The 24,043-nt window shown below is 44.5% G+C and carries 18 protein-coding genes; 7 read left to right on the top strand and 11 right to left on the bottom strand.

Annotation, left to right across the window (positions count from 1 at the left end):
- The first annotated feature begins 1 nt into the window (after position 1).
- Positions 2-298, top strand: a complete 297-nt coding sequence (locus tag VC28_RS03050) for a type II toxin-antitoxin system RelE/ParE family toxin (RefSeq protein ID WP_049629350.1) — start codon at positions 2-4, stop codon at positions 296-298.
- 10 nt (positions 299-308) lie between these two features.
- Here the strand turns inward: VC28_RS03050 and VC28_RS03045 are convergent, their stop codons facing one another.
- Positions 309-1,169: an HDOD domain-containing protein gene (locus tag VC28_RS03045; RefSeq protein ID WP_231591627.1), complete on the bottom strand. Its 861-nt coding sequence runs from the start codon at positions 1,167-1,169 to the stop codon at positions 309-311.
- Between the two features lie 259 nt (positions 1,170-1,428).
- On the opposite strand from VC28_RS03045, the gene VC28_RS03040 reads away from it, so the two are divergent.
- The 3 genes from VC28_RS03040 to VC28_RS03030 all read left to right on the top strand — a co-directional run bounded on the left by VC28_RS03040 (position 1,429) and on the right by VC28_RS03030 (position 8,639).
- The gene (locus VC28_RS03040) at positions 1,429-3,474 is read left to right on the top strand and encodes a PhoX family protein (protein ID WP_049629348.1); all 2,046 of its coding nucleotides are present in this window, start codon (positions 1,429-1,431) and stop codon (positions 3,472-3,474) included.
- 776 nt (positions 3,475-4,250) lie between these two features.
- Entirely contained in the window at positions 4,251-7,190 is a 2,940-nt protein-coding gene (locus VC28_RS03035; RefSeq protein ID WP_049629347.1) for a ribonucleoside-diphosphate reductase subunit alpha, read from the top strand.
- 156 nt (positions 7,191-7,346) lie between these two features.
- Entirely contained in the window at positions 7,347-8,639 is a 1,293-nt protein-coding gene (locus tag VC28_RS03030) for a ribonucleotide-diphosphate reductase subunit beta (protein ID WP_049629346.1), read from the top strand.
- Positions 8,640-8,786: 147 nt separating this feature from the next.
- Here the strand turns inward: VC28_RS03030 and VC28_RS03025 are convergent, their stop codons facing one another.
- From VC28_RS03025 to VC28_RS02980, 10 genes are read right to left on the bottom strand one after another with little or no spacing between them, the layout of a single operon-like run.
- A complete protein-coding gene (locus VC28_RS03025; RefSeq protein ID WP_049629345.1) occupies positions 8,787-8,990 on the bottom strand; it encodes a KTSC domain-containing protein in 204 nt (67 codons plus the stop codon).
- 8 nt (positions 8,991-8,998) lie between these two features.
- On the bottom strand, positions 8,999-10,873 hold the full coding sequence (locus VC28_RS03020; protein ID WP_049629344.1) for an ATP-binding protein: 1,875 nt from the start codon (positions 10,871-10,873) through the stop codon (positions 8,999-9,001).
- Positions 10,866-12,131 carry an SIR2 family protein gene (locus tag VC28_RS03015; RefSeq protein ID WP_049629343.1) on the bottom strand — a complete coding sequence of 422 codons (1,266 nt, stop codon included), beginning with the start codon at positions 12,129-12,131 and terminating at the stop codon, positions 10,866-10,868. The genes VC28_RS03020 and VC28_RS03015 overlap by 8 nt, the downstream gene beginning before the upstream one ends.
- A gap of 19 nt (positions 12,132-12,150) precedes the next feature.
- A complete protein-coding gene (locus VC28_RS03010; RefSeq protein ID WP_049629342.1) occupies positions 12,151-13,428 on the bottom strand; it encodes a DUF2130 domain-containing protein in 1,278 nt (425 codons plus the stop codon).
- 11 nt (positions 13,429-13,439) lie between these two features.
- Positions 13,440-14,468 (bottom strand): hypothetical protein, encoded by a 1,029-nt coding sequence (locus VC28_RS03005; protein ID WP_049629341.1) that lies wholly within the window; start codon positions 14,466-14,468, stop codon positions 13,440-13,442.
- 10 nt (positions 14,469-14,478) lie between these two features.
- Entirely contained in the window at positions 14,479-15,210 is a 732-nt protein-coding gene (gene qatD, locus VC28_RS03000; RefSeq protein ID WP_049629340.1) for a Qat anti-phage system TatD family nuclease QatD, read from the bottom strand.
- On the bottom strand, positions 15,207-16,481 hold the full coding sequence (gene qatC / locus VC28_RS02995; RefSeq protein ID WP_049629339.1) for a Qat anti-phage system QueC-like protein QatC: 1,275 nt from the start codon (positions 16,479-16,481) through the stop codon (positions 15,207-15,209). Before qatC ends, qatD begins: the two co-directional genes overlap by 4 nt.
- Positions 16,478-17,302 (bottom strand): Qat anti-phage system associated protein QatB, encoded by an 825-nt coding sequence (gene qatB / locus VC28_RS02990; RefSeq protein WP_049629338.1) that lies wholly within the window; start codon positions 17,300-17,302, stop codon positions 16,478-16,480. The genes qatC and qatB overlap by 4 nt, the downstream gene beginning before the upstream one ends.
- A gap of 3 nt (positions 17,303-17,305) precedes the next feature.
- On the bottom strand, positions 17,306-19,156 hold the full coding sequence (locus tag VC28_RS02985) for a KAP family P-loop NTPase fold protein (protein WP_049629337.1): 1,851 nt from the start codon (positions 19,154-19,156) through the stop codon (positions 17,306-17,308).
- A gap of 39 nt (positions 19,157-19,195) precedes the next feature.
- Positions 19,196-20,485 (bottom strand): AlbA family DNA-binding domain-containing protein, encoded by a 1,290-nt coding sequence (locus tag VC28_RS02980; RefSeq protein ID WP_049629336.1) that lies wholly within the window; start codon positions 20,483-20,485, stop codon positions 19,196-19,198.
- Between the two features lie 361 nt (positions 20,486-20,846).
- Between VC28_RS02980 and VC28_RS20080 the strand changes: the two genes are divergently transcribed.
- The 3 genes from VC28_RS20080 to VC28_RS02965 all read left to right on the top strand — a co-directional run bounded on the left by VC28_RS20080 (position 20,847) and on the right by VC28_RS02965 (position 24,041).
- Positions 20,847-21,086, top strand: coding sequence for a helix-turn-helix domain-containing protein (locus VC28_RS20080; RefSeq protein WP_049629335.1), 240 nt, complete (start codon positions 20,847-20,849; stop codon positions 21,084-21,086).
- A gap of 260 nt (positions 21,087-21,346) precedes the next feature.
- Complete coding sequence (locus tag VC28_RS02970) at positions 21,347-22,108, top strand: hypothetical protein (RefSeq protein ID WP_049629334.1); 762 nt, start codon at positions 21,347-21,349, stop codon at positions 22,106-22,108.
- A gap of 1 nt (position 22,109) precedes the next feature.
- The gene (locus VC28_RS02965) at positions 22,110-24,041 is read left to right on the top strand and encodes a DDE-type integrase/transposase/recombinase (protein WP_082191382.1); all 1,932 of its coding nucleotides are present in this window, start codon (positions 22,110-22,112) and stop codon (positions 24,039-24,041) included.
- Positions 24,042-24,043 lie beyond the last annotated feature (2 nt).

Below are 24,043 nucleotides of genomic sequence, written 5' to 3'. Positions count from 1 at the left end.
GATGGACTATCAATTGTTGGTAAGGAAAGAAGCCGAAGCAGACATTATCGAAGCTTTTGAATATTATGAATTTTGCCAAAAAAATCTGGGGCAAAGCTTTCTTCAAAGCATTGAAGAATCGTTAGAAAAAATTCAGAACAATCCGCTCTTATACAAAGAAATTCACCGTCACGTTAGACGAGTTTTTATTAATCGTTTTCCTTATGGCATCTATTTTGTGATTCTTGAAAACACTCTATTGGTTATTGGTGTTATTCACGCTCGCAAAAATCCACTTCACTGGAAAAAGCGCACGTAAAGTGCGCCACTCAAAACAAACTTTTCGCTACCATTTTGATTTCCTGCACGTTGGTCATCACAAAGGTGAGGCCACCGGCAACCACAGAATTTTCTGGCGCTTCCAATTTTTTATAGGCCGTCAATTCTTGAATGGGCGGCAAATCGGTTTTGGTGTGGGTGAGTTTGAGTGAGTGATACAACCCCAAATTGATCAAATCGGTAAGATTCGGCGCACCCGGGTTTTCGCCGGTCCAGTTACCGATTTCTTGCACGACTTTTAAATACTGCTCATCCACTTGCCACTGTTTAAGCGTGATCACACCCAGTGATTTTGCATACTCGCGACAGAGCGACACGTACGCAGGAAGATCCGGAGTCTGCTCGGAATTTTTAAAGGCTGACAATACCGCCAGCGTTCCTACTTCACTCAGCAGCGCCGCCATGAGTACGTTATCGGGTAATACATTTTTAAAATGCATGTGCTTGGCAATATAGGTACTCAAACTCGCCTTTAATGCCAGGCGACGCCATGCCTCCATAAACAAACGTTTATGTTTCACCGAGTGAACAGAAAATAAACTCTTGATGGAATGCACCATGGTGATGCGCTCCACTTGGTTCATCCCCAACAGGCGAATCACATCGAGAAGATTTTGCGGTGGGGTTTGGCTGCCAACCAAGGGGCTTGAAGCGTATTTCAACAACACAGCCGACAACGCGGGATCTTTCGCAAGTAACTTACTGAGTTCGACCATAGACAGGTCTTGCTGCCCCATCGCCTTGCGGATTTCAAAGGTAATAGACGGCAGACTGGGCAATTGTTCTTTGCCGTTTAATAGATCGCTAATCACACTGCGATACACTGAATAATCTGATTGCACTGATTCCACACTGGATTCCATATCACGCTGATTTTTAATTAATCGTTTTCATTAATCTTGTTACTGATCGTTGTCGCCAAGGTTAGCAGATTTACCTGCTGCGGTAATCAGCTCAATCCACTAAGCAGCCCCCCTAATTACATACCCGGCAGGTACAGCGTCATCAGACTGTTACCAAATCTTCAAAAAACTGTCGTCTAACTGACATAGAGCGTCGCTTTAATCCTTGCATCCGAATCCCCTTCAAGAAAACAACAGGAAGCAACCGATGACCGACCATACTATTTATGAGATCGACAATTCCGGCATTGAGCCTTTGTCGAACAATTCCAACAACACTACTTTTGCCGAAGTCATGACCCAGCGCCGCCAATTCCTGAAAGGCAGTTTGGGCACTGCGGTAGCGGCATTTATGGGCGCGAGTCTGGTCGCCTGTGGTGGCGATGATGACGACAAAAAAAGCAACAGCTCTTCAAGTGCATCCAGCTCAAGTGCTCCGGCATCTTCCAGCAGCTCAAGCGTTTCATCGTCACTGGCTCCCCTGCTTGGTTTTACCGCTATCGCGGCCAACCGTAACGATGCGATTACCGTTCCTGCAGGTTATACCGCAACCACCTTCGTCCCTTGGGGCACGCCACTGACCGGCAGCATGCCAGCGTACAAAGGCGATGCCAGCAACACTGGTGCCGATCAGGAACAACAAGTGGGCGCGCATCACGATGGCGTGCACTTTTTCCCGATGGATGCCAAAACCACCGGCACCAATTCCAGCGAAGGTTTGCTGGTGATGAACCACGAATACCTGGATGACAAAATTTTCCACCCCAATGGCGCAACCCTTGGCGCAACCCGCCCTGCCGATGAAGTACGCAAGGAAATCGCCGGTCATGGTGTGAGCGTGATTCACATCAAAAAGAATGGCAGCAACTGGGAAGTCGTTAACGGCAGCCCGTTTAACCGCCGTATCACCGGCGCAACGCCAATGGATATCCGCGGCCCCGCTTCCGGTTATGCAAAAATGGCCACCAAATACAGCCCGAACGGTACTGCTACACGCGGCACCCTGAACAACTGCGGTATGGGCTATACCCCTTGGAATACCTACCTGACTGCTGAAGAAAACTGGGCAGGTTACTTTGTTAACAAAGATGCAACCCAACCACGCGAACACAAACGCTACGGCGTAGGCACCAAAAATGGCCGCTACTTCTGGGAATTGGCAGACTCAGGTGCCGATGAATACGTGCGTTTTGATGCCTCAACCAAAGGTGCAACCGCACTGGATGACTACCGCAACGAGCCCAATACGTTTGGCTGGATGGTAGAAATCGATCCATTTGACCCGGAAGCCCGTCCACAAAAACGTACCGCTCTTGGCCGTTTTGGCCATGAAGGTGTGATCTTCGCTCCCGCAGTCGAAGGCCAACCTGTAGTGTGCTACTCAGGCGATGACTCACAAAACGAATACATCTATAAATTTGTCTCTGCCGAACCTTTCCATAAAGCGACCGCTGGCGGTTGGCTGCTGAACAGCGGCGTACTCTATGTTGCCAAGTTCAATGCCGATGGCACCGGTGAGTGGCTGCCGCTGGATATCACCAACAGCGCCTTCACTGCCAAGGCAGCAGCGGCAGGTGTGACCTTTGCGAACCAGGCTGATTTGTTGATCAACACCCGTTTGGCCGCCGACATTATGGGCGCAACCAAAATGGATCGCCCTGAGTGGGGCGCAGTACACCCTACCACTGGCGAGGTTTACTTCACCCTCACCAACAACACCAGCCGCACCGCCGAGCAAATTGATGCCGCTAACCCGCGCGCCAACAACGCCACTGGCCACATCATCCGCTGGAACGAAGAAGCTGGCAAAACCACCTTCAAGTGGGACATCTTCCTGCTGGGTGGCGATGTAGGCACCACCACTGGCACCGACGATAAAGCTGTCACCCTGACCGCCGACAACCACTTTGCCAGCCCCGACGGCCTGTGGATTGACCCGCGCGGCGTGCTCTGGATTCAAACCGATATGAGTGGCAGCCAACAAGGCACCGGCCCTTACGGCAACAACCAGATGCTGGCCGCCGACCCTGTGACCAAACAAGTGAAGCGCTTCTTCGTTGGGCCGATTGATGCGGAAGTGACTGGCGTGACCGGTACACCGGATATGAAAACCCTGTTTGTGAATATCCAACACCCCGGTGACCGCTCTACCTCCACCAACTTCACCAGCCACTGGCCAGAAGGCGGTACTGCACGCCCACGTTCAGCCACAGTGATTGTGACCAAGAATGACGGCGGCATGATTGGATCGTAAATGCTGCCGGACATAACCGTCTTACCAACACTCACTCACCATAAAAAGACGGCACCACAGGGATGCGGCGAATAAACCAACCGGGATGTGGGGCATATCAAGGGGCTTAGGCCCCTTTTTTTATTGGCCGCAAACGCGTTATTTCACCCAAAAAGTACAAACACAATATGTAGTCATAATCGCCCCGGCGATGTATGCCAAAAAAATCTAAATCAATCGAGCATCTGTCATTTTTATTATGAGCCGCCAGAATGCTGGATTTACCGTTAGTTCAAGGCGTTAGCGCGACTTGCCCCCAGTTTTTACCAGCGCCACCCACATCTTATCCACAGGTTTTCAAGCTTGCATAAAACCCCCAACCGCATTATCTTGTAGCCCATTCACGATTTACCCCTAGATATAGGTATTGCTTGCGTTAAACCCACAAGCAGCCCCTATCCCTTGGCGGGCAAATCGTCAAGCAAATTTTTGACCCAATTGAACGTTAATCACAATGTGTGCTGAAAAGCAGCCTGAAGTTAACGGCCAGTGCGATGTTTCACTCTACATCGGCAGGCATCAGTAGTATGGGCACAAGCGGCTGCAGGCTGACCACTATATCTAGTGGTCATTAAATCGCAGAAAACGGTGTTCTGAACCCTGATTTTAATAACCAGATGGCCGATTCAAACGCCATCCAGCGGGTCAGCAAGATCGCAAACGCTTATTAGCAATACGCAACACCTTTTAATTACGTAGCAAATTCAACCAGGAATGACCTCACGCGGGAGACGTCTATGCACACTGACATTGAACAAACCACCGGCACAACCAACGTCCAACACGACATCCACGGCGGCTCGTCGAGCCTGACGGCAACCGCGCCAGGGCAATTGCGTGTAATCAAGCGCAACGGAACGGTGGTTCCATTCGATGCCAGCAAAATCGCCATCGCCATGACCAAGGCGTTTCTGGCGGTAGAAGGCGGCACAGCGGCGGCATCTACCCGAGTTCATGAAACCGTGAGCAGCCTCACCCAACAAATTACGGCCACCTTTAAACGCCGTATGCCTTCTGGCGGCACTATCCATATTGAAGAGATCCAGGACCAAGTTGAGCTGATTCTGATGCGCTCTGGCGAGCAAAAAATCGCACGCGATTACGTACTCTACCGCGAAGAGCACGCTCGCCTGCGCGCCCAAAAACAAGCGGCATCACAAGAGCCCGATCCAGACTACCCAAGCCTGAACGTTATTCTGGCCGATGGCACCCGTGCGCCATTGAACATCGCCCGCATGCGCACCATCGTGCATGAAGCCTGTGCTGGTTTGGCTGGTGTGGAAGAGAAAGCGATTCTCGATGAAGCCATGCGCAACCTCTACGACGGCGTGGCCGAGAAAGACGTCAACACCTCACTGGTGATCACCGCCCGCACCTTGGTAGAAAAAGAGCCTAACTACTCCTTCGTTACCGCCCGCCTGCTGATGGACAAACTGCGCGCTGAAGCCCTGAGCTTCTTTGGCGTTGCAACCTCTGCAACTCAGGCCGATATGGAAACCCTCTACGCGCAAACCCTGCCGCTCTACATCAAAAAAGGCGTTGAGCTGGAGCTGGTATCGCCAGAGCTGTTGAACTTTGATCTGGAAAAGCTGGGCAAAGCATTGATCGCCGAGCGCGACCTGCAATTCACCTACCTCGGCCTGCAAACCCTGTACGACCGTTACTTCATCCACAGCAACGATACCCGCATCGAACTGCCGCAAATTTTCTTTATGCGCGTCGCTATGGGCTTAGCGATTCAGGAAACCAACAAAGAAGACCGCGCGATTGAGTTCTATCGCCTGCTCTCTTCGTTCGATTACATGAGCTCCACCCCAACCCTGTTCAACTCCGGCACTTTGCGCCCGCAGTTGTCCTCTTGCTACCTGACCACCGTACCCGATGATCTCCACGGTATTTACGGCGCGATGCAAGACAACGCCATGCTGAGCAAATTCGCGGGCGGCTTGGGTAATGACTGGACGCCAGTGCGCGCTCTGGGCGCTTACATCAAAGGCACCAACGGTAAATCACAAGGTGTAGTTCCCTTCTTGAAAGTGGCGAACGACACCGCCGTAGCAGTAAACCAGGGCGGCAAGCGCAAAGGCGCTGTGTGCGCCTATTTGGAAACCTGGCATATGGATGTCGAGGAATTCCTTGAGCTGCGCAAAAACACCGGTGATGACCGTCGCCGCACCCACGATATGAACACCGCCAACTGGGTACCTGACCTGTTTATGAAGCGCGTGTTTGACGACAAAGAGTGGACGCTCTTCTCGCCAAACGATGTACCTGACCTGCACGACTTGTACGGCAAAGCGTTTGAAGAGCGCTACGAGCACTACGAGCGTGAAGCTGCAGCGGGCAAAATCAAAGTATTCAAAACCGTGCGCGCATTAGACCTGTGGCGCAAAATGTTGGGCATGCTGTTTGAAACCGGCCACCCATGGATCACTTTCAAAGACCCATGCAACCTGCGCAGCCCGCAGCAACATGCCGGTGTGGTGCACTCGTCCAACCTGTGTACTGAAATCACTTTGAACACCAAAGCGAACGATGAGATCGCCGTATGTAACCTCGGCTCCGTTAACCTGGCGCAACACATTGTTGATGGCAAGCTCGATCAAGCAAAACTGGAGCGCACCGTTAAAACTGCAATCCGCATGTTGGATAACGTGATCGATATTAACTACTACGCCGTGGCGACCTCCAAGCAGTCCAACCTGCGTCACCGTCCTATCGGCCTCGGCATCATGGGCTTCCAGGATGCGCTGTACGAACAACGCATCGCCTACAGCTCACAACAAGCGGTTGATTTTGCCGATACCTCAATGGAAGCCGTGAGCTACTACGCGATCAAAGCGTCGTGCGAACTGGCGCAAGAGCGCGGCAAGTATTCAACCTTTGAAGGCTCGCTGTGGAGCAAAGGTGTATTGCCCATCGACTCTATTGAATTGCTGGTACAAAACCGCGGCGAGAATTACATCAAAGTAGATCGCAGCAAAACTTTTGATTGGGACACCCTGCGCGCTGAAGTGAAAGCCAAAGGTATGCGCAACTCCAACGTGATGGCGATTGCTCCAACAGCAACCATTTCCAACATCACTGGCGTTACCCAATCGATCGAGCCGACTTACCAAAACCTGTACGTGAAATCCAACCTCTCCGGCGAATTCACCGTGGTTAACCCGCACCTCGTTCACGACTTGAAAGCGCGTGGATTGTGGGATGCAGTAATGGTTAACGATTTGAAATATTACGAAGGTTCGTTGCAAAAAATTGATCGCATTCCTGCGGATTTGAAAGCGATTTATTCCACCGCATTTGAAGTAGAACCACGCTGGATTGTTGAAGCAGCAAGCCGTCGTCAAAAGTGGATCGACCAGGCGCAAAGTTTGAACCTGTACATCGCTGGCGCTAACGGTAAAAAATTAGACATTACCTACCGCATGGCATGGTTCTCTGGCTTAAAGACTACGTATTACCTGCGTGCATTGGCCGCAACCACCACTGAAAAATCCACCATCAATACTGGCGCGTTGAACGCGGTATCGGCCGGTGGCGCAGGCGGTTTATCCGCAGCACCTGCTGCAGCAAAACCTGCCGTATCAGAAGTGGAAGCAGCGAGCTTTGCCCAAGCAGCGCCAGTGCCATTGGCATGTTCGATTGATAATCCGGATTGCGAGGCGTGCCAGTAGGCCCTCACCCCTAGCCCCTCTCCCACAGGAGAGGGGAATAAAGCGCTCACCTGGTGATATACGCGCAGACTAAAACCTTGCGCGATCAAGTCCCCTCTCCCTCTGGGAGAGGGCTAGGGTGAGGGTAGAAACCAAACAGAGAGAACGAGGAACACCATGTTAAGTTGGGACGATTTTGATACCGAAGAAGCAGCAAAAGAAACCGCACGCCAAGAGGCGATTGCAGCCAATTTAAATAAACCTGCTGCATCACAAGCGCAGCCTGCACAAGTTGCCCAAGCACAAGCTAATGCACCTCAGAATACCGTGGTAAACACCAGCTTTGCTGAAGCCGCGAAAGAAGAAGGCATTAGCCCTGAATTGGCAAAAGCGCGCGCAAGCCTCGCTGCACTTGACCCGGCACCAGGCCTTGAAGAATTGCAAATGGGCGCTGCGCGTATTCAAGTAGATGAAAAGCGCATGATCAACTGCCGCGCGGATTTGAACCAACTCGTTCCGTTCAAATACGACTGGGCATGGCAAAAATATCTGGATGGCTGCTCCAACCACTGGATGCCACAAGAAGTGAACATGACTGCCGACATCGCCACCTGGAAAAGTAAAGACGGCCTGACCGATGACGAGCGCCGCATCGTCATGCGCAGCCTCGGTTACTTCTCTACTGCTGACTCACTCGTCGCAAACAATTTGGTACTCGCGATTTACCGTTTGATCACCAACCCTGAATGTCGCCAATACATTTTGCGTCAATCATTTGAAGAAGCGATCCACACTCACGCGTATCAATATTGCATTGAATCGCTCGGTATGGATGAAGGCGAAATCTTCAACATGTACCGCGAATTGCCAAGCGTTGCGAACAAAGCCGCGTGGAGCTTGAAGCACACTCAAACCTTGGGCGATCCAACCTTTACCACCGGCACACCAGAAACCGATCAGGAATTGCTGCGCAACCTCGTTGCATTCTACGTAGTCACTGAAGGTATTTTCTTCTACTGCGGATTCAGCCAAATCCTCAGCATGGGCCGCCGCAACAAAATGACTGGCGTTGCCGAGCAATTCCAATACATCCTGCGCGATGAATCCATGCATTTGAATTTTGGTATCGATGTAATCAACCAAATCAAACTGGAAAACCCGCACTTGTGGAGCGCAGAATTCCAACAAGAAGTGATCCAAATGATTCTGGAAGGCACCGAATTGGAAATCCAATACGCACGCGACTCAATGCCACGCGGCGTACTCGGCATGAACGCCGCCATGATGGAAGAATACCTCCACTTCATCGCCAACCGCCGCTGCTCACAACTCGGCTTAAAAGAACAATTCCCCGGCGCTCAAAACCCATTCCCATGGATGAGCGAAATTATGGATCTGCGTAAAGAGAAGAATTTCTTTGAGACGCGCGTGATTGAATACCAAACAGGTGGGGCGCTTTCTTGGGATTAATTTTTTAAAAACGGCGAACGACACGACCTGTGTCATAAGCGACGCATCCGATGTCATAGCGCGACGCATCTATTGTCATTAACATTGGAAATATCAAAAAAAATGCCCCATTCGATGGGGCATTTTTTTATATAAATAATTACCTAGCTAAACCTTGGAATACCGATAGACTCCTTTGATATGTGCGGCAAGATAAGCCCCAACTGACGCGGCACCAACCAGCTCCTCAAATATATGCTGCGGCACATCAAAATATTGATATACCGCTCCATTATTAAATTCCACTTCTAGTGTTCCTTCATCATAACCAACAGATGCTACATTACTTGAACTAACAGATTGTCTTTGCATAAAATTTCCTATGGTTTTACCTTATCTATTTTTGGATTTTGGGCTCGCCAAGTCTCTATAAGCTCTTCAAAATTTGGAGTTGCTTCCATTTTATTCCCCCACCCACCAGGATGCATTGATTCATCAGTGGGGACCTCGTCGAAAACTATTGGATCTTGGCTATCTGGACGCCTATTTTTCGGCGGAGCCTCAATAATTGTCCTCATAGGTAATTTGACAGCTTCACCAAGAATTATAGCTTCGCCAGTTCGTAAAATTGGCAGCATATTAGTCAGTCCATCCAAATTATCCGACATTGCAGATGTAATGTGACTTCGATCTGATGAATTCGCGAGCCTCAAAGCAAAAAAAGTTCCACATTGCGATAATATTGTCGAATTAATTTCTGAAGGCCTCTGACTTACAATCATAGCGCCTATGCCATATTTACGTCCCTCTTTAACTATTCGCTGAACAACTCTTGATGCCATACCTTTAAAATCATCATTTAAATAAATATGAGCCTCTTCCATAACAATTAATAGAGGCCTATTTCTTCCTCCCTGACTTAAATCCCTACTCCAAAATAGAGCTTCATACAATATACGAAGCACAGCTCCAATCGTGGTTTGAAGAATGTCAGCTGGGACCCCAGATAAATCTAAAATAGTAACTGGCTTTTCCCCTATCCAACCTTTAATTAACTCATCTAAATCTTTATCAACTTTTCCATCGTCATCAGGCAACCATTCTTTGGGTTGAAATATAAAATCATATCTAGGAACCCTCAGCTTTGTTCCCAATAGAGAGATTTGCTTTCCTATATTGGGTGGACTCGGCAAATAATTGATTTTTTCCTCGCCCGCCACATTGGATACATTTTTAAAAACAGGCGGAATACCCATTTTTGCATTTCCCTTCAATTCGTCTCCATTAACATCTAATTCATATGCAATATGATCGAATGGCCGGCCTCCCCTGTCTTTGTAGTACGTTGCAAAAGTTTCTACATACAACTCATACCACAAATGATGAATACTAAATGGAACAGGAGTATCCGCACTTAACGTATCGAGAGAAGCACCTTTTTTTGGATATTTCAATAGCGAATCTCGTTTATATTTTTGTAAGCGCTCCATTATTATATTACGCTCTTTTTCGCCACCTTCTTGATCACCAAAACATATTTCATACAGCTCGTCAAAATTTAACGCCCAAAATGGAATATACAATTCTTTTTCTTTAAATTTTGAATTTGGATTGGCATTAATCTTGTAAACATTTGCTTTATCCCCTAATGCTTGAGCATACTCTCCGTGCAAATCAAGCATAATCACGCGCGCAGACGGATAACGCGTCTCGTCAGTTAACGCATTCATGATACTGGCAACTGTTGTGGACTTTCCTGACCCAGTTGTTCCAACCACCGCAGAATGCCTTGTAACTAGTTTATTGATATCAATTAGTGCAGGAATAGAATCTGCATTAGATATATGCCCCACCTTAACAAAATAAGGTTTATCAGGCTGACCATAAATGCTTTTTAATTCTTTTTCAGAGACCAAATGTACTTCATCGCCAATAGTGGGGTATTGAGACATTCCTCGTTGAAAAGTGCCATTAGTTTGAGCTTCACCAATTAATTGAATCTTCATCCATTGATGATTCATAAGGGTGGCATCTGGTTTATTATCTGGTGCAGCACTTGCACCTACTTGGCTAATAATTCCGAATAAATTATTGAAACCGATTGGTATTCTAATAAAACTACCGATTTGCCCAACCCTGTAACCTTGACCATTTATATAAATAAATCCTGTTAAAGAGTCTTTCGATAAGGCTATGCTTACCGTTGTTCCATTAACATCTTTCACGTCTCCCAAATAAGTTTCTTTGTTAGCCACCTGATGATTCCTTTTTATTTCCTATAATTCTTTTTAAAAAATCAGTAAAGACTGAAAAATCACCTAGTTTTAAATTATTTTCATTTCCAATAAATTGATTTAATTCATAATCACTATCATCTTTTTCATGAATTCGTCTCCACACCCCTAAGTTAGTGCCTATGATTGCCTTATCAAAAGTCCATACATTTAAGTTATGCTGCTTCTTTGCAAGCTTATATGCTTCTGGATACCGCTCAACTAAAATTATATTTTCTGCTTCTACTGCTTCTACTGCTTCTACTGTTTCTACTGTTTCTACTGTTTCTACTGTTTCTACTGTTTCTGCAGCCACTTCATAAGTTCCATACATCAACCCAAGAACCATTCCGGTTGGGTTAGCCTTTAAAGCATTGATAATAGTGTCATTAAGATGCGCATCATTGAAGGAATAACCAGACAAAATAAGAAAAGAAGATTTTTTTCTTATAAATCTATTTAGTTGATCAATCAATGCTAGATATGGCATCTTTCGGCTTTCTTCATATTTTAAATGTGATGGATATATTAAATGAGACACATTTTTTTTAACTTCAGATGATCTATAAACCTTTCTCTCGCCCTTAATTTCTTCCTGGCACCAATTTATAGAGCCATGAATTTTCCACAATCTAGACCAATGAGTTGGTATTAAATTATCCTCTACAGCTCTTAAATCAAAAAATGACCTACTTGCTCCAACAAAACCGTCAAAATATGGAACCTCTAGATCTTCAAGTGCTTGCTCCAATAATAAATCATAATTCGTTGTAAAGATTTCAACTGCAACTTTCCTGTCTATTGAGCGAATCCAATTACAAAGTCTATGGTACGGAGTTTCTTCTTTAGGAAGGGACACATCAATCTTTTCTATTATTTCGGAACAAATTTTCTTCTGAATGCCTAAAAGGTCATCTTCCGTTAACCCTCTAACATCTCCTCCTTTTGAAACAGCCAATAAACTTCTTAAAAAGCTCAGAATATCTTCAATATTTTTGATATTTTTTCCGGCCTTTTCTATTTCGCTTATAAGCAATTTATATTTTTTATCAGCATCCAATTGGCTATTAATATGAATAGTTAGGTTTTGCACATCAGGAATAAGAGGCCACTCATTTTCTGGCATTGCAACAGACAGAGGGCATCCCGCTGATATGAAAAATCCAATAGCTTCATTATCTTGAGATAATGATTGACGAAGATATTTTAAATGCCTTACAGGATCGTGATAGTTATCCATAATTTCGCCTAATTAATTATTAATTTTCATCGAAACCAATATTTTTAAGTTCTAAAGCTTCGATTTCCAACAATGATTTACCAGCAATACCTTGTAAATCACCATACATTCCTACCGTAGCCCCCATAACACTTTCAATCTGCTGCTCACGTTTCGCCCATTGTTTCATAATTGCTTTTCTCTCCTTATCAAGATCTTCTTGCATAGTAGAGAACGCTTCAACAATTGCCTCCACTCTCAATCGAAAGCGGGGTCCCGTGAGGTATTGATAAATCAATTCAGTTTTTGTTTGCTGGCCTTCATTAGACTGTCTCGCCAACGCGATATCCAATAAAGATTGCCTTAGAATTAAAGCTACCGGGAGAACAGCTCGAGGATGAGTGACCCAAACACCATCAATCATGTCAAAAGTTTCAACATCTTTAGGTAGAGCATGACTAACAATTATTGCTATTTCAGCCTTAGCCTCGCGTTGATCTCCACGAAGCTTTGTTAACCAAGCATCACTCCAATTTTTAGTACGTTTAAACTCCCATAAAATGGAACCGCAGGACTGCCCACTTGTTCCCATAACTTTATGAATTACATCACCACCAAACTCACCTTTTGGCACAGGATCAATTAAGTCGAACGGGAATTTTGAGCGTAACATGCTTTCAAGTTCCAGCTCCTGAACTTCACCTTGCAACTGCTGCGAGCCTTGCTCTGCTCTTCGCTTTAAATCTTCAATTTGTTTTTGCATAGCAGAGATTGTCTGCTCTTTTTCCATTACTTTTAACCTTTGCTCATCTTCTGCTTCTTTTTTTGCTTTTTGACGAGTCATTTCTAAATTTTCTTGCACACGTTTTTCAACAGTTAATTCTAACTCTCGCTTTGCATCATCAAGCTCACGTTGCTTTTTCAATAATTCTGCCTGAGCATTTTGCGCCTCCAAGAGTTTAGCATCCCGGCTTTTTAATACTTCCTGTAAGCTTTCCAACTCACGAGATTTTTGCTCAAGGTCATTAGCAACAGAAAGACTTGCCTTCTTTTCGGCATCAGCGATAATTTTAATGCGCTCTTGCTTGAGCTTTTCCTGAACCTGATCTTCAACCTGCTCATCTAGCTTAGCCTTCGCATCTGTTAGCTCTCGCTCTTTATCTTTAGCTGCCTTTTCTCGCTGGGCTATTTCAGCATCCTTCTGTGTCAATTTTTGTTCAAACTGCCTTTTTGTAGCCTCAAGTAACGGAGCAGCTAAGGATTCAGTTAAATGAATCTCGGTATTACAATTAGGGCACTTGATTGTAGGTTCTGCCATATTTATTACCTCTATAGATTTGAGCTACCAATTCTTAACTTATCAATTAAATTATGATTACCCATTATCAAATCACCATTTTTGTACCCTGTAAAATACGTGGAATGTGCAAAATTCATTCGCCATTTGAAATAATTATCAGATGATCCGTCAAATATTAACTCACCAACATTTCCATGGTTTGCAATACCTAAATAAGCATTCCAGGATTTCCGGTAGTGTTTATCAATTGATTCGAATAATTGATCTCTTTGATCTGTAAATGAGAGATCACTAAAAAACAATACCGCACATATTTCAATATCATTTCTGGTACCCACAGTCCAGCGCGCGCCGCTATACCAGTAACTTAATGCTTGAAAAATGCCTCGGGCAGAACGTTTGTGAAAACTATCCCGCTCTCCAGGATTTAAATTTTTTACCTCTATCCCTAAGTATTTATCTGTAAAGCCTAACGCTACCAATTCTGGCTTCGCTTTTATAATAAAATCTATCCTGACATTTCGTTTAACTCTATTAACAAAACCAACTCCATTAACTTCCGAATGAACCTCAAACCATCGCGATAACTCATTTGATAGCCAAGCCTGAAGATCTTCTTCAGATTTAAAAGGAGTTTTATAGTCATGTCTTCTTATCTCAGTTTCTTTATTCAGGTACCGCCACAAGTAATTTATTAACAAATCGACATTTACATTTTTTTCAGCACTTAAATTTAGAAAAAATTGGTCGAACCTCTCTTCAAACTCTTCGAATTTCAAAGGCTGTTCATATGCAGTTGATCCCTCACCGACACTCAATGTAAAAAGCTCTTTCCATTTTTCCTCAAAACGCCTAATCAATTCAGCATCATAAAAATGTAATGGAGTCTGGATAGATGACTTGGGAATAGCATTTCCGATTTGAACTCCACAGAAAGTACAGCGGTTTATATAGCTCGTATTACCTTTGCTTCCTATATGCCTCACGCAGAGCTGCAAGTGATCTTTACAGTCATGATTTAAGTCTTCCAACGTTTCTGCGAACTCAATATGAGCCATGGTTACACTCTCAATTATTTATCGCTAAATTTCGTAGATTATTTTTAAGTTGCTCCCTAACTTCCTGTTCGGAAACCGACCAAAGTGACACCAGGAAAGGAATGGAATTTTCAGACTCCCAAGGAAAAGCTGAACGCCCGTCAATTTGAACAAACGGCCCATCAGTTTCTGTGAGAACCCTATCTCTCGGCATCTTAGCTGCCAATGCTAAACCTTTTTTGCTGGCCAACATTGCTGGACCAACACTGAACCAACATCCTAGCGATATAGCTCTATCAAGTTCTCGCTGCGTTCCAGAGAACCAATGCAGAATCGCAGTGCCTGCTCCAGGGTGGGCTTCAATTTCATCTAAAACCGCCTTGGCAGCTCTGCGACTGTGTAAAGACATAATTCGGCCACCGGAGCGCTGGCATAACTTCAAAATATGGGTAAAGACCAGGTATTGATCCGACCAATATTCTTTATATTCAGGGCCACCATCAAGACCAATCTCTCCCACATATCTTGTTTCTGGAAGCAACTGCTCGAAAAGGGGAAGCTCATGTTTTCGGTTATGTGCGATCTGAGGATGCAGACCTAACGCAGTTCGTATTCTAGAAGCGCCAGATGCAAGCTCACTGGTTCCCTTCCAGGCAGAAGGTGTAGTAGTAACCGATAAAAGATAAATGCCTCTATTAATACATTCGTTAGCAATGGCATGAGGATCAGGATAAAGATCAAGATGGCAGTGAAAATCTATCATGTTACTTTATAGACCTTATGCAAGGCTTCGAGCTCGGCTAAACCTCGAACTAACATGTCTTTAAGCCCTTTCTTATTGCTGATCGATGGATAAGACAACGCCTGATCCAACCAGGCATCAGTGCCATCAGCACGAGCAGCGGCAAGCGCAATTGCAACAGCACGCACATCATCAAACGCGGCATGTTCTTTATCTTTTTTCCCTAGATTGTCATGCACATAACCAGACGAATCTTTTTTATTCCAAGTCAAAAAAGCCGCACGACGCACCTGACAAGGAACGCATCGACCACAATGGCGATACTTGAAACGCTGAAAACGACCGCAACTAGTTGAACGGGCTGCATACTTCTTAAGTAAGCTTTGATCTTTACACTCTAATAACATCTGCCCTTTGGTTTTTTCTTCATACGGATTACGAATATCAACACGCAGCCCAGCCGCTTCAAGGATACTTTTAAAACGGGAAAGAAATTCGGGATGAGCTGTACGAGTACTTAAACTACCGATACGCCCACTAGTCAATGGAGGATTAATGGCGATGAAACCATTTTCACACATATATAATGGAACCCTACCCCCTTCGTGATACTGCTGTAAACAAGTAGCCGCCATCACACCAAATGCTAAAAAAATGAGTGATCTTGACCTTTGAGATGGCTCATCGCTACCAGGAGAAGATGCATTGTGATTGAGCTGCAAATGATTCAAACCACCGCCAATAATTTCAGCAAATTGAATCTGCTTTTCAGCATCACCACGCACGGTTTGACTTATAGCGAATGGCTTAAAGCCATCTGTAACAAGATCAATGGTTCCGATTAAACTATCAAGCCCACCAGAAAGCAGAACCACACAATTTTCTGTTGGATGTACAACTTCTTTTTGTGATGGTTGCACATCACCGCCGGAATAAAAATTGAGTGTCCATCTGTCAGTTGTCAGGAAACCCAATGCTGCTTCAATTGCTTTCTTCTGTTGCGACCAAAACTCAGGCTCAGCAACAGCAATATGAAGCTCTATCTCTCGTGTCCAGCCATCAGGACTATCCTCACGCAACACTGCAAAATCTGCCGTTACAACGGATAGAGCAATAGACAATAAATCCCAAGATCGAGGTGCGGGATCAAGGCGCCTACGCAAAATTTCGGATCTAGCAGCCTCACCAGCACACGCTTGTTTTAAAGATTGAGCTTGACCATATAAAACAACGTTTAAAGCCTGAGAGACATTTGGTAATTTAAAACTAGCAGGACCGCAGATCAGCTTCATTTTATATATCCCTCAAACACTTCAAATGTCTCTTGCAAGGCATCTTTCACAACATGCTTAATTCGCCCCGTAGTTAGAGTTTTACCGGCCTCTTTTAACTTACGAAATGCAGCAGATATGGTTTCTTTAATATAATCGCGAGCTTCTTTCAACCTGGCTAAAGCTGCTGTTGCATTAGGAGATTTTTCATAAATTGTTTTTCCAACATCCAACTCAAAACGATGAACAACATCGAAGGCTGTAAAAGTTTCAATTGCAAATTCACGGTGCTCTGGATTTAAATTTAATAAATCAGCATCAGGAAAGCGGGTTAGCACCTCAGATAAGGAGTCTCGTATTGATGCACGCTGCGCTTCAGCATCCTGAGTACCATCCACCGGACGAACAGCCTCCGTCACTGCACTCATAACTTCATCAGCAGATTTTCCAGCTAACAAAACTGGATCTAGACCATTATTTTCAACCGAAGATTGTCCTGAGGCCAATCCAGTCAGGGCCCCGCTAAGTACAGCAGCGATGCTAGCTGTGCCTGCAAATCGACGGGTAGCGGTCTTTGAACCTCCGTAACCAGATCGAATGTAATGCTTAAGTCCTTGACGGAGGTCACTGCGACCACCAGACCCAGCATAACGTCCCAAACTCCTTCGAGCGCCTCCAAAACGACCAGAAGGAGCTATCGGTACGCCACCAGGAGGCGCTGAACCATCCTTCGAATCTGACGACTGGTCACCTGATGAATCTGTGGAAAGAAGGTCAGGCGCCCATGGAGGAACCATAGGTACGCCAGAGCCAGGACCTTTACTTGATTGTGATGTTCCCATTTATCACTTCCTTTGCTTTTTTATAGCCGCTTTAACGGGAGCAGAAATCTGCCCTTTTTCCCACTCATCAAATACAGATTGAGACCAAGGCTGATCACCTATTTTAGGTATGATGTTCGCCCTAATTTGAACAGCGGGTCGCTCACGGAGAAGCGCCGCCAATCTAGGCCCCTGCGGTGGATCGACCTCGGTTAAAGTTAAACACGCGATTAATATAGGAGGGACGCCCCACTCCTGCTCTTGCCGTGCTCGATCCAATAAACGGTCCATGATCACTGTAGTTTCAGATCGTGCGAGTGCAGTTAAACGATCTTTTAAATTTGCAGCCATGTCTGGATGTTGTAGCAATGCAGTAAGTAGCTCAGCCGCTTCCGATGAAAGTCGGTCTTCTGGAGTGATTAATGGAATGTGCTCTCGACTAACATATAAAGCTCCTCGAAGATCTGTATTCGCCAAAGCCGGTGGCAAAGTTAACCATTCTTTAAAGAACTGATCTTTCCAAGGATCATCTAAAGTTAATTCTTTGCCAGCGTTCGCTTTTTCCTCCCACTCAGAAAGGAAGGTTGGTTTTCCAGCGTCATTCAAACTAACTTTTTGCATCAGTTCTGAGTAAGCTGCTGGATTACCTAAACGTTCAAACAAAAGAAGTTTTGCTAAAACAGCTTCATCAACTCCAACGCCTTGCGCATTTGATATTGACATGCGAATTGACAACGCATTTAAAAAACGTTTGATTAATCGAGGATTCCCTAATATCCCAGAGGCCGTAGTCATCAAGGGAGCCAATCGATCCGCCGTATCAAATTTACCAATTAATTTCTGAGGAATTGCTTGATGAAGGCTTTGCACAAACGCACGATCAACACGTTTTCCCTGCCATGTTTGCCGTAACTGGCTACATATTCCCTGCCTAATAGTTTCTTTAATATCGGGGCTCAACTCACTGTTATCTACAAACAGCATCATCATGTAAGCTCGCACCTCTTGAGTTCCTAATGGAGGAACACGTATGGGCACTTGAATTAACTTATCAAAATAATTGGTAATGAGCTTATCATCTGGAACACCCTCAAAATGCTTCTTCACAGCATGTTTAATCATGTCGTTGTCAGCAGCTATTACGAACGCCGTATTTTTTAAAAATAAGAACAATCGTATTGCTTCAAGTGTCGATATAGTTGTTTCGGGCAGGCATCGATCTAAATCATCGATTAAAACCACCAGAGTCACCCCTAACTCCTCCAGAGTTTCCTCAAAATTATCACGTAAGGCTTGAATTTCTTTTGGAGGGGAAGTTTGTTCGGCCGGATTCAGTAGTCCTTTCCCAACCTCTGCCACCTCTCCGGCTTTCGCACCAGCATCTTCAAGGAGATTTGCATCGACACCACTTGAGATGGCGCGCTGACCTAAACCCCAGATTTCGCCAAGCAGTCCTGTAGGAGGCAAACCAAATGACATCGCAGCAGCAGATCCTGCTACCAGTTTTGCAGCGCGAAGCCAATTAACGCGCTTAAGTAATGACTTCGCTTTTTCAACTCCTTTTTGACGTGCCCTAGCTTCAATCTCCAATTTTGAAGCAATAACATCCATAAGAGCAGCACGCGCATCATCGTATCCTTGATAGAGCCATGCATTGAACTCGACAAATATAAATTCACGCTCGCCTTCTTGGCGTGGCCGCTCGGCCAAAGAGGCTTGGGTCAGCTTAATCATTGAGGATTTTCCAATGCCCCAAGCTCCTGATACGCCTATAGAAATTGGACGTCCTCGCGCCTGAACAATAATTTCTGCAACAGTATCTGCTACACCGGAAAAATTTAGAAAATCTCGTTCTGTTTCATTATCTGGCCACATCTATCATGACTCCTACCATGGACATGCAAAAAAATAAAATCAAAATTCCAGGGGTAATTTTCTGTTTTCCGGCCTTGACTCCGCAGAGCGCATTTTCCGGCTGGTAGCCCCTACTCGAACATAGGCCCACTCTTGAGTAACCCCGTAGTTAAGCTCTTCAGATCTCTCAACATCTACAACAATTATGTATTTATCGCCAATTACGAGGTGACTAACATCGTAGCATTGATTATTTTTCAGGTTTTCAGATAGTCGTTTATTAATCCCCTTAACATAAAGAGGAACGGCTTCTTCTATAGCGCAATTATAATGCTGCACCAGGAAGTCATTGAGGCCATCAATATTTCCCTCATCGTTAACACCAATCAATAGCTGACCACCGTAAGCATTAGAAAAAGCACACACCGTTTTCTCAAGCTCTTCAGATTTTTGATTCCTATTTTTAGTAACCTCAATATATTTTTTAAACTCCAGATACTGGCCTTCTCCAGCTTCTATTAGTGCCAATAGCTTTTTTGAAGTAGTTTTATCAGCGCCACTCTCCAACCTATATTTCCAGGACGATCTTGATCTGTAATCAAGAATTTCATTATTCCTACTTATCAAAAATATTTCAGAATCCGATAAATCCTGCACCGTCATATGGAGCTGTTGCTTTTCGGACAGATTTATTAACTGACTAGATGAATTTTTTCCGACTAAGCGAGCATATACATTCGCATTAAATGACAAGAACTGGCCATCAAAATTTATACGCGCCGAATAATTATTTATTTTTATAGAGAATTCGCCCTTTTGCCCATCAGAGTTACCATGGAAATGTTCAAGCTCAAGAAAATTTTTAATATGCTGACCTACAGAATCGACATACGGGAGATCGAAACCAATAAGAGGGCTTTCATAAAAAGATAATTCACTTTCCAATCTTGCTGAATATTTCAATACTGGAAATTCGCTTTTAGTTGCATGGCTAGGTATTAATCCTCTCATCCAATTTATCTGGGATGAATCGGTTTTTTTTAACGGTGGGAAGTTTTCGGAAATTATGAATCCGTCGCCTTCTAATGCAGCAACAAACCCAGATAAAGAGAAATTCAGTATCTCTCTTTTTATAAAAGAAAATGAAGGATAAACGACCTCTACAGAGTCAAGCGACCCATTGGAAACTAATTCGCAATGGCCTAATAGATACCGCCAATCTCCGTTGTGATCTTTAGTAAATACAACACTAACAACAGCATGCTGAACAGATGTTTCACAATTACTTAACTCGATCCACTCATTGAGTAGGAAGGCACTACTACACTGGCGTTCTTGCAGATGCATCATCCTGTATTTCCATTATTGTTATGAACACGAAATGTGAAATATGTCACATAAGGATGCACTAGGGAATACACATCAAACAATCTCGTCGCTCAATTCATCGTAGCAAACAGCAGGTTTGAGATCCCCCAAGTTAATAAGGTATGTGCCATCTACTGGTTAGTAAATTACACCTTATTACACTTTAGCCATTTTCGGCTGAGCAGAAAAAAATCACCGTTCTAACAATATTTTTTTAGCTTTTGTCAAAAAACCCAAACGACGCAAAATTAACATTTTTTCCTTTTAAATCAATATGTTGCACTGAGGCCGGTCATCACTTATATTCCAAAGATAAGAGTTGATCAAACTGGAACAAATCGACATGAACAAAAATTCAGAGCGAGTTCTTAATGAATTTAAAGCACGAGGTGTGGCTATTGCCGAGTGGGCAAGAGCCGAGGGCTTCAATCCCGACTTGGTGTACAGAGTGCTTCGATCAAAAAACGTACCGTCGCGGGGACAGAGTCACCTGATCGCTTTGAGGCTAGGCCTTAAAGAAGAGCCCTCCAAAACTACTCTAGACTTTTCAAACGTTATTAATAGGGCTGTGGCGGCGAAATAAAGACAGAGTGAAGGTAGACCAGTAACCACACATAGCAGCTGAAGGAGGCAAAAAATGAAATATGTTCGAGGGCCGTAAATGCAAACGGCCCCATTAGGGGCCGTTTGCATTTTTTCTAGAAGTCTTTCAGATAACTACTAGGTCAGCGCCATAAGTGTTATCTGAAAGCATCCATAAGTCAACCGTTTTACCCCTTTTTTTAGGGGCGCCCCTATACACCCCTAAAGGTTGACTACCAACTCAAGCTTTTGGAGATACTTATGTACTTGCACATCCCAAATTCTGCCCCGTCGGCAGCCAACATTTCTTTGCCCGAATTTTTTTATGACGAACTGAATTACCAGGAATGCCAATATCAAAAAATACTTGATCAGATTGAATTTGCTTTCAAAAGACCACCCACAAAGGCAAACGTGCTGCCCGGCCAAAGACTTATAAAGCAAGGCTGTAAAGGGCGAAAAACATCGCTTTTCCCAAGTCGCAAAGCCGGTGGACTTGTTCCCGTCGAAAGCCAGCTTGAGCTAGCGCATGCTGTAGGAAATCTTGAGCGGACATCCAAAAATTATCGAAGCCAAGCTATTCGTATTGAATTACCGGGTGGAAAATGTTGCTACCCCGACTTCGTTGTACTTACAAATACAGGGTTTTATGAAGTCCATGAAGTAAAACCTGACATTTATTATCTTGATGAGCAGACAATAAGAAAGTTAAAAATCGTAGAAAAAATTCTGCACTCCGCAGGCATAGTTTTTAGGATTATTGATTCATCTAATATTCCATCATTTAAAAAAACTGAAAAATTACTTGAGGTTTACTCACGTGGGCACGTTGGGTACTGGACTAAAAGTCAAATCTCGTTAGGAGCTGCTCTTCTAAAGCTAAACCCTGTCGATCAGCTGATCGAAGGATATGAGCTACTCCAGGAAAACGACCTTCCCGCACATATCTTGGAGTATCTGATATTTCATGACATTGTGAATTTGCCTGCACTTAAAAAATCTATGCTTGGTGAGGAGGTGTAAAATGGACATTAACTTCACACCAAAAATCGGCACACGTTTTTCACTTCATGGTTCCAATTTCGAAATAGCGTTTGCTGAGCATGATTTAATTCGTTACGCATCTAGTGCAGGTGGAAAACCACACCAGATTACATTTGAACAGTTCGATGCCTTAAAAAGAGCCGGAAAAATTCAAGTCGATTATGTCGCCGATAACGAAGTAACACAGAAAAATATTTCGCATGTCATATATCGACACAGATATGTAGAAGCAGCGCTCGTTGAATTGATACACCCCACATCCCTAAAAGGTTTACGCGCGGTAATTAATAGAGTTAGTAATGAAATAAACGACCTTACTCCGCCAACCCCGCGAGCAGTAGCGCGGTGGGTAAAAAAAACCCGGCAAAGTGGAACAAATGGGCTTATCAATCGGCAGAATACCGGCAATAAAAATCTGAGATTTTCCCCGGAGATCGAATATCTGATAAACGAAGGAATATCAAAAATATATCTTACTCAAGAGCGTCGTTCCGCTGGAGATGTTTGTGGCTATGTTATAGGTAGAGCTATAGAAATCGGTTTATGTAATCGATCAGGAGAAGAAATTCAATTTCCAACAGCACGCACGATACAAAGACGAATAAAACAGCTTGATCCATACGTTGTCACCAGAGCAAAGAAAGGACCTCTGGCAGCCGAGAGAATGGCACGGGCATCTGGTAGAAAAGTTATCAGCGAAGCTGTTATGGCACTCGTGCAAATAGATACACACTACCTTGACGTACATGTGATTGATGAAAGTACCGGCGATGTGATTGGAAGGCCATTTCTGACGTGCGTAATGGATATTGCAACACGGGCAATTGTTGGTATTCATATATGTATGTATCCCCCAAGTGCAACAACCGCACTGGGAGCACTTAAGGATATGTTGTCACGCGCGAATAGAGGGTTGCCAGGCGGTATTCCAGTTCGCATAGTCCCAGATAACGGAGTGGAGTTCGCTAACACTTCGTTTGCCAGGATATGTGAGTTTCTTGCTGTAACAATTTCGCCAGCACAAATTCGAGATCCAGATGGTAAAGCACATATTGAATCTCTATTCCGCACATTGACACACGGAATCGTACAGAAACTTCCGGGAACAACATTTTCAAACCCGACCGAGCTTGGCGACTACGACTCATTAAAAAAATCGGTTTTTACGATTGATCAAATCCGTAGCTTTATAGAAGAGTGGATCAACGAGATATATCACAAAACGATACACACCAAAACGGGCCGAGCACCAATTTGTTTTTGGGAAGAAAAGACCAAAAATATCGCTCCAATATCGCTGTCAGAAGACGAGGTGAACGCTCTCGCTCGCCGGCCTGAAACACGTTCAATTAACAAAGGGTTAATTCAGTACGATTATATTGAATATTTTTCACATGCTCTCGCCACCTTGGAAGCCCAAGGACACACCAATGTGACGATTCTTATTGATGATCTCAACCTTAATTCTATTCTGGTCCAACACCCTGAGGATAAAGCAACTCTAATTCTTGCTGAATCCAATGATCCAGAGTACACCACAGGTCTGACTATTTATGAGCATCAAGAGGCCAAGAAAATTCGCAAGGAAATGACAAAGTCGGATATCTCTAAATTAGGAAAGCTCTCATTTGCATTGTCTCGCTGGAAACTTCTTGAGCGAGTACAGGAACAAGCGATAAAAATGAAGCGCTGGATAAAAAAACTCACCAATGGTGAATCTCGGAATGTTTACACACAGAGAAAGATATCAGAGATCAACAATTCAATCTCACCACCAACTCAAGATAGTAAACCAGGGAAACAGGTGGCCTCACCTGCCCCTGCAATAGAGGTAATTTCGCTGAGCGAGTCCAATAAACCTTGTATCAAAAACGAAAACTACAATTCTTTCAAATCTATCGAGCTGGAGTAAGA

The organism is Cellvibrio sp. pealriver (genome assembly GCF_001183545.1).
Classification (GTDB): Bacteria; Pseudomonadota; Gammaproteobacteria; order Pseudomonadales; family Cellvibrionaceae; genus Cellvibrio.
The sequence above is the reverse complement of the archived record's forward strand: the minus strand, read 5'-3'. Positions and strand labels throughout refer to the sequence as shown.

Coding starts and splice junctions, on each gene's coding strand:
- VC28_RS03050 (WP_049629350.1), top strand. CDS start 2: ATGGACTATCAATTGTTGGTAAGGAAAGAAGCCGAAGCAGACATTATC.
- VC28_RS03040 (WP_049629348.1), top strand. CDS start 1,429: ATGACCGACCATACTATTTATGAGATCGACAATTCCGGCATTGAGCCT.
- VC28_RS03035 (WP_049629347.1), top strand. CDS start 4,251: ATGCACACTGACATTGAACAAACCACCGGCACAACCAACGTCCAACAC.
- VC28_RS03030 (WP_049629346.1), top strand. CDS start 7,347: ATGTTAAGTTGGGACGATTTTGATACCGAAGAAGCAGCAAAAGAAACC.
- VC28_RS03025 (WP_049629345.1), bottom strand. CDS start 8,990: ATGCAAAGACAATCTGTTAGTTCAAGTAATGTAGCATCTGTTGGTTAT.
- VC28_RS03015 (WP_049629343.1), bottom strand. CDS start 12,131: ATGGATAACTATCACGATCCTGTAAGGCATTTAAAATATCTTCGTCAA.
- VC28_RS03010 (WP_049629342.1), bottom strand. CDS start 13,428: ATGGCAGAACCTACAATCAAGTGCCCTAATTGTAATACCGAGATTCAT.
- VC28_RS03005 (WP_049629341.1), bottom strand. CDS start 14,468: ATGGCTCATATTGAGTTCGCAGAAACGTTGGAAGACTTAAATCATGAC.
- qatD (WP_049629340.1), bottom strand. CDS start 15,210: ATGATAGATTTTCACTGCCATCTTGATCTTTATCCTGATCCTCATGCC.
- qatC (WP_049629339.1), bottom strand. CDS start 16,481: ATGAAGCTGATCTGCGGTCCTGCTAGTTTTAAATTACCAAATGTCTCT.
- qatB (WP_049629338.1), bottom strand. CDS start 17,302: ATGGGAACATCACAATCAAGTAAAGGTCCTGGCTCTGGCGTACCTATG.
- VC28_RS02985 (WP_049629337.1), bottom strand. CDS start 19,156: ATGTGGCCAGATAATGAAACAGAACGAGATTTTCTAAATTTTTCCGGT.
- VC28_RS02980 (WP_049629336.1), bottom strand. CDS start 20,485: ATGATGCATCTGCAAGAACGCCAGTGTAGTAGTGCCTTCCTACTCAAT.
- VC28_RS20080 (WP_049629335.1), top strand. CDS start 20,847: ATGAACAAAAATTCAGAGCGAGTTCTTAATGAATTTAAAGCACGAGGT.
- VC28_RS02970 (WP_049629334.1), top strand. CDS start 21,347: ATGTACTTGCACATCCCAAATTCTGCCCCGTCGGCAGCCAACATTTCT.
- VC28_RS02965 (WP_082191382.1), top strand. CDS start 22,110: ATGGACATTAACTTCACACCAAAAATCGGCACACGTTTTTCACTTCAT.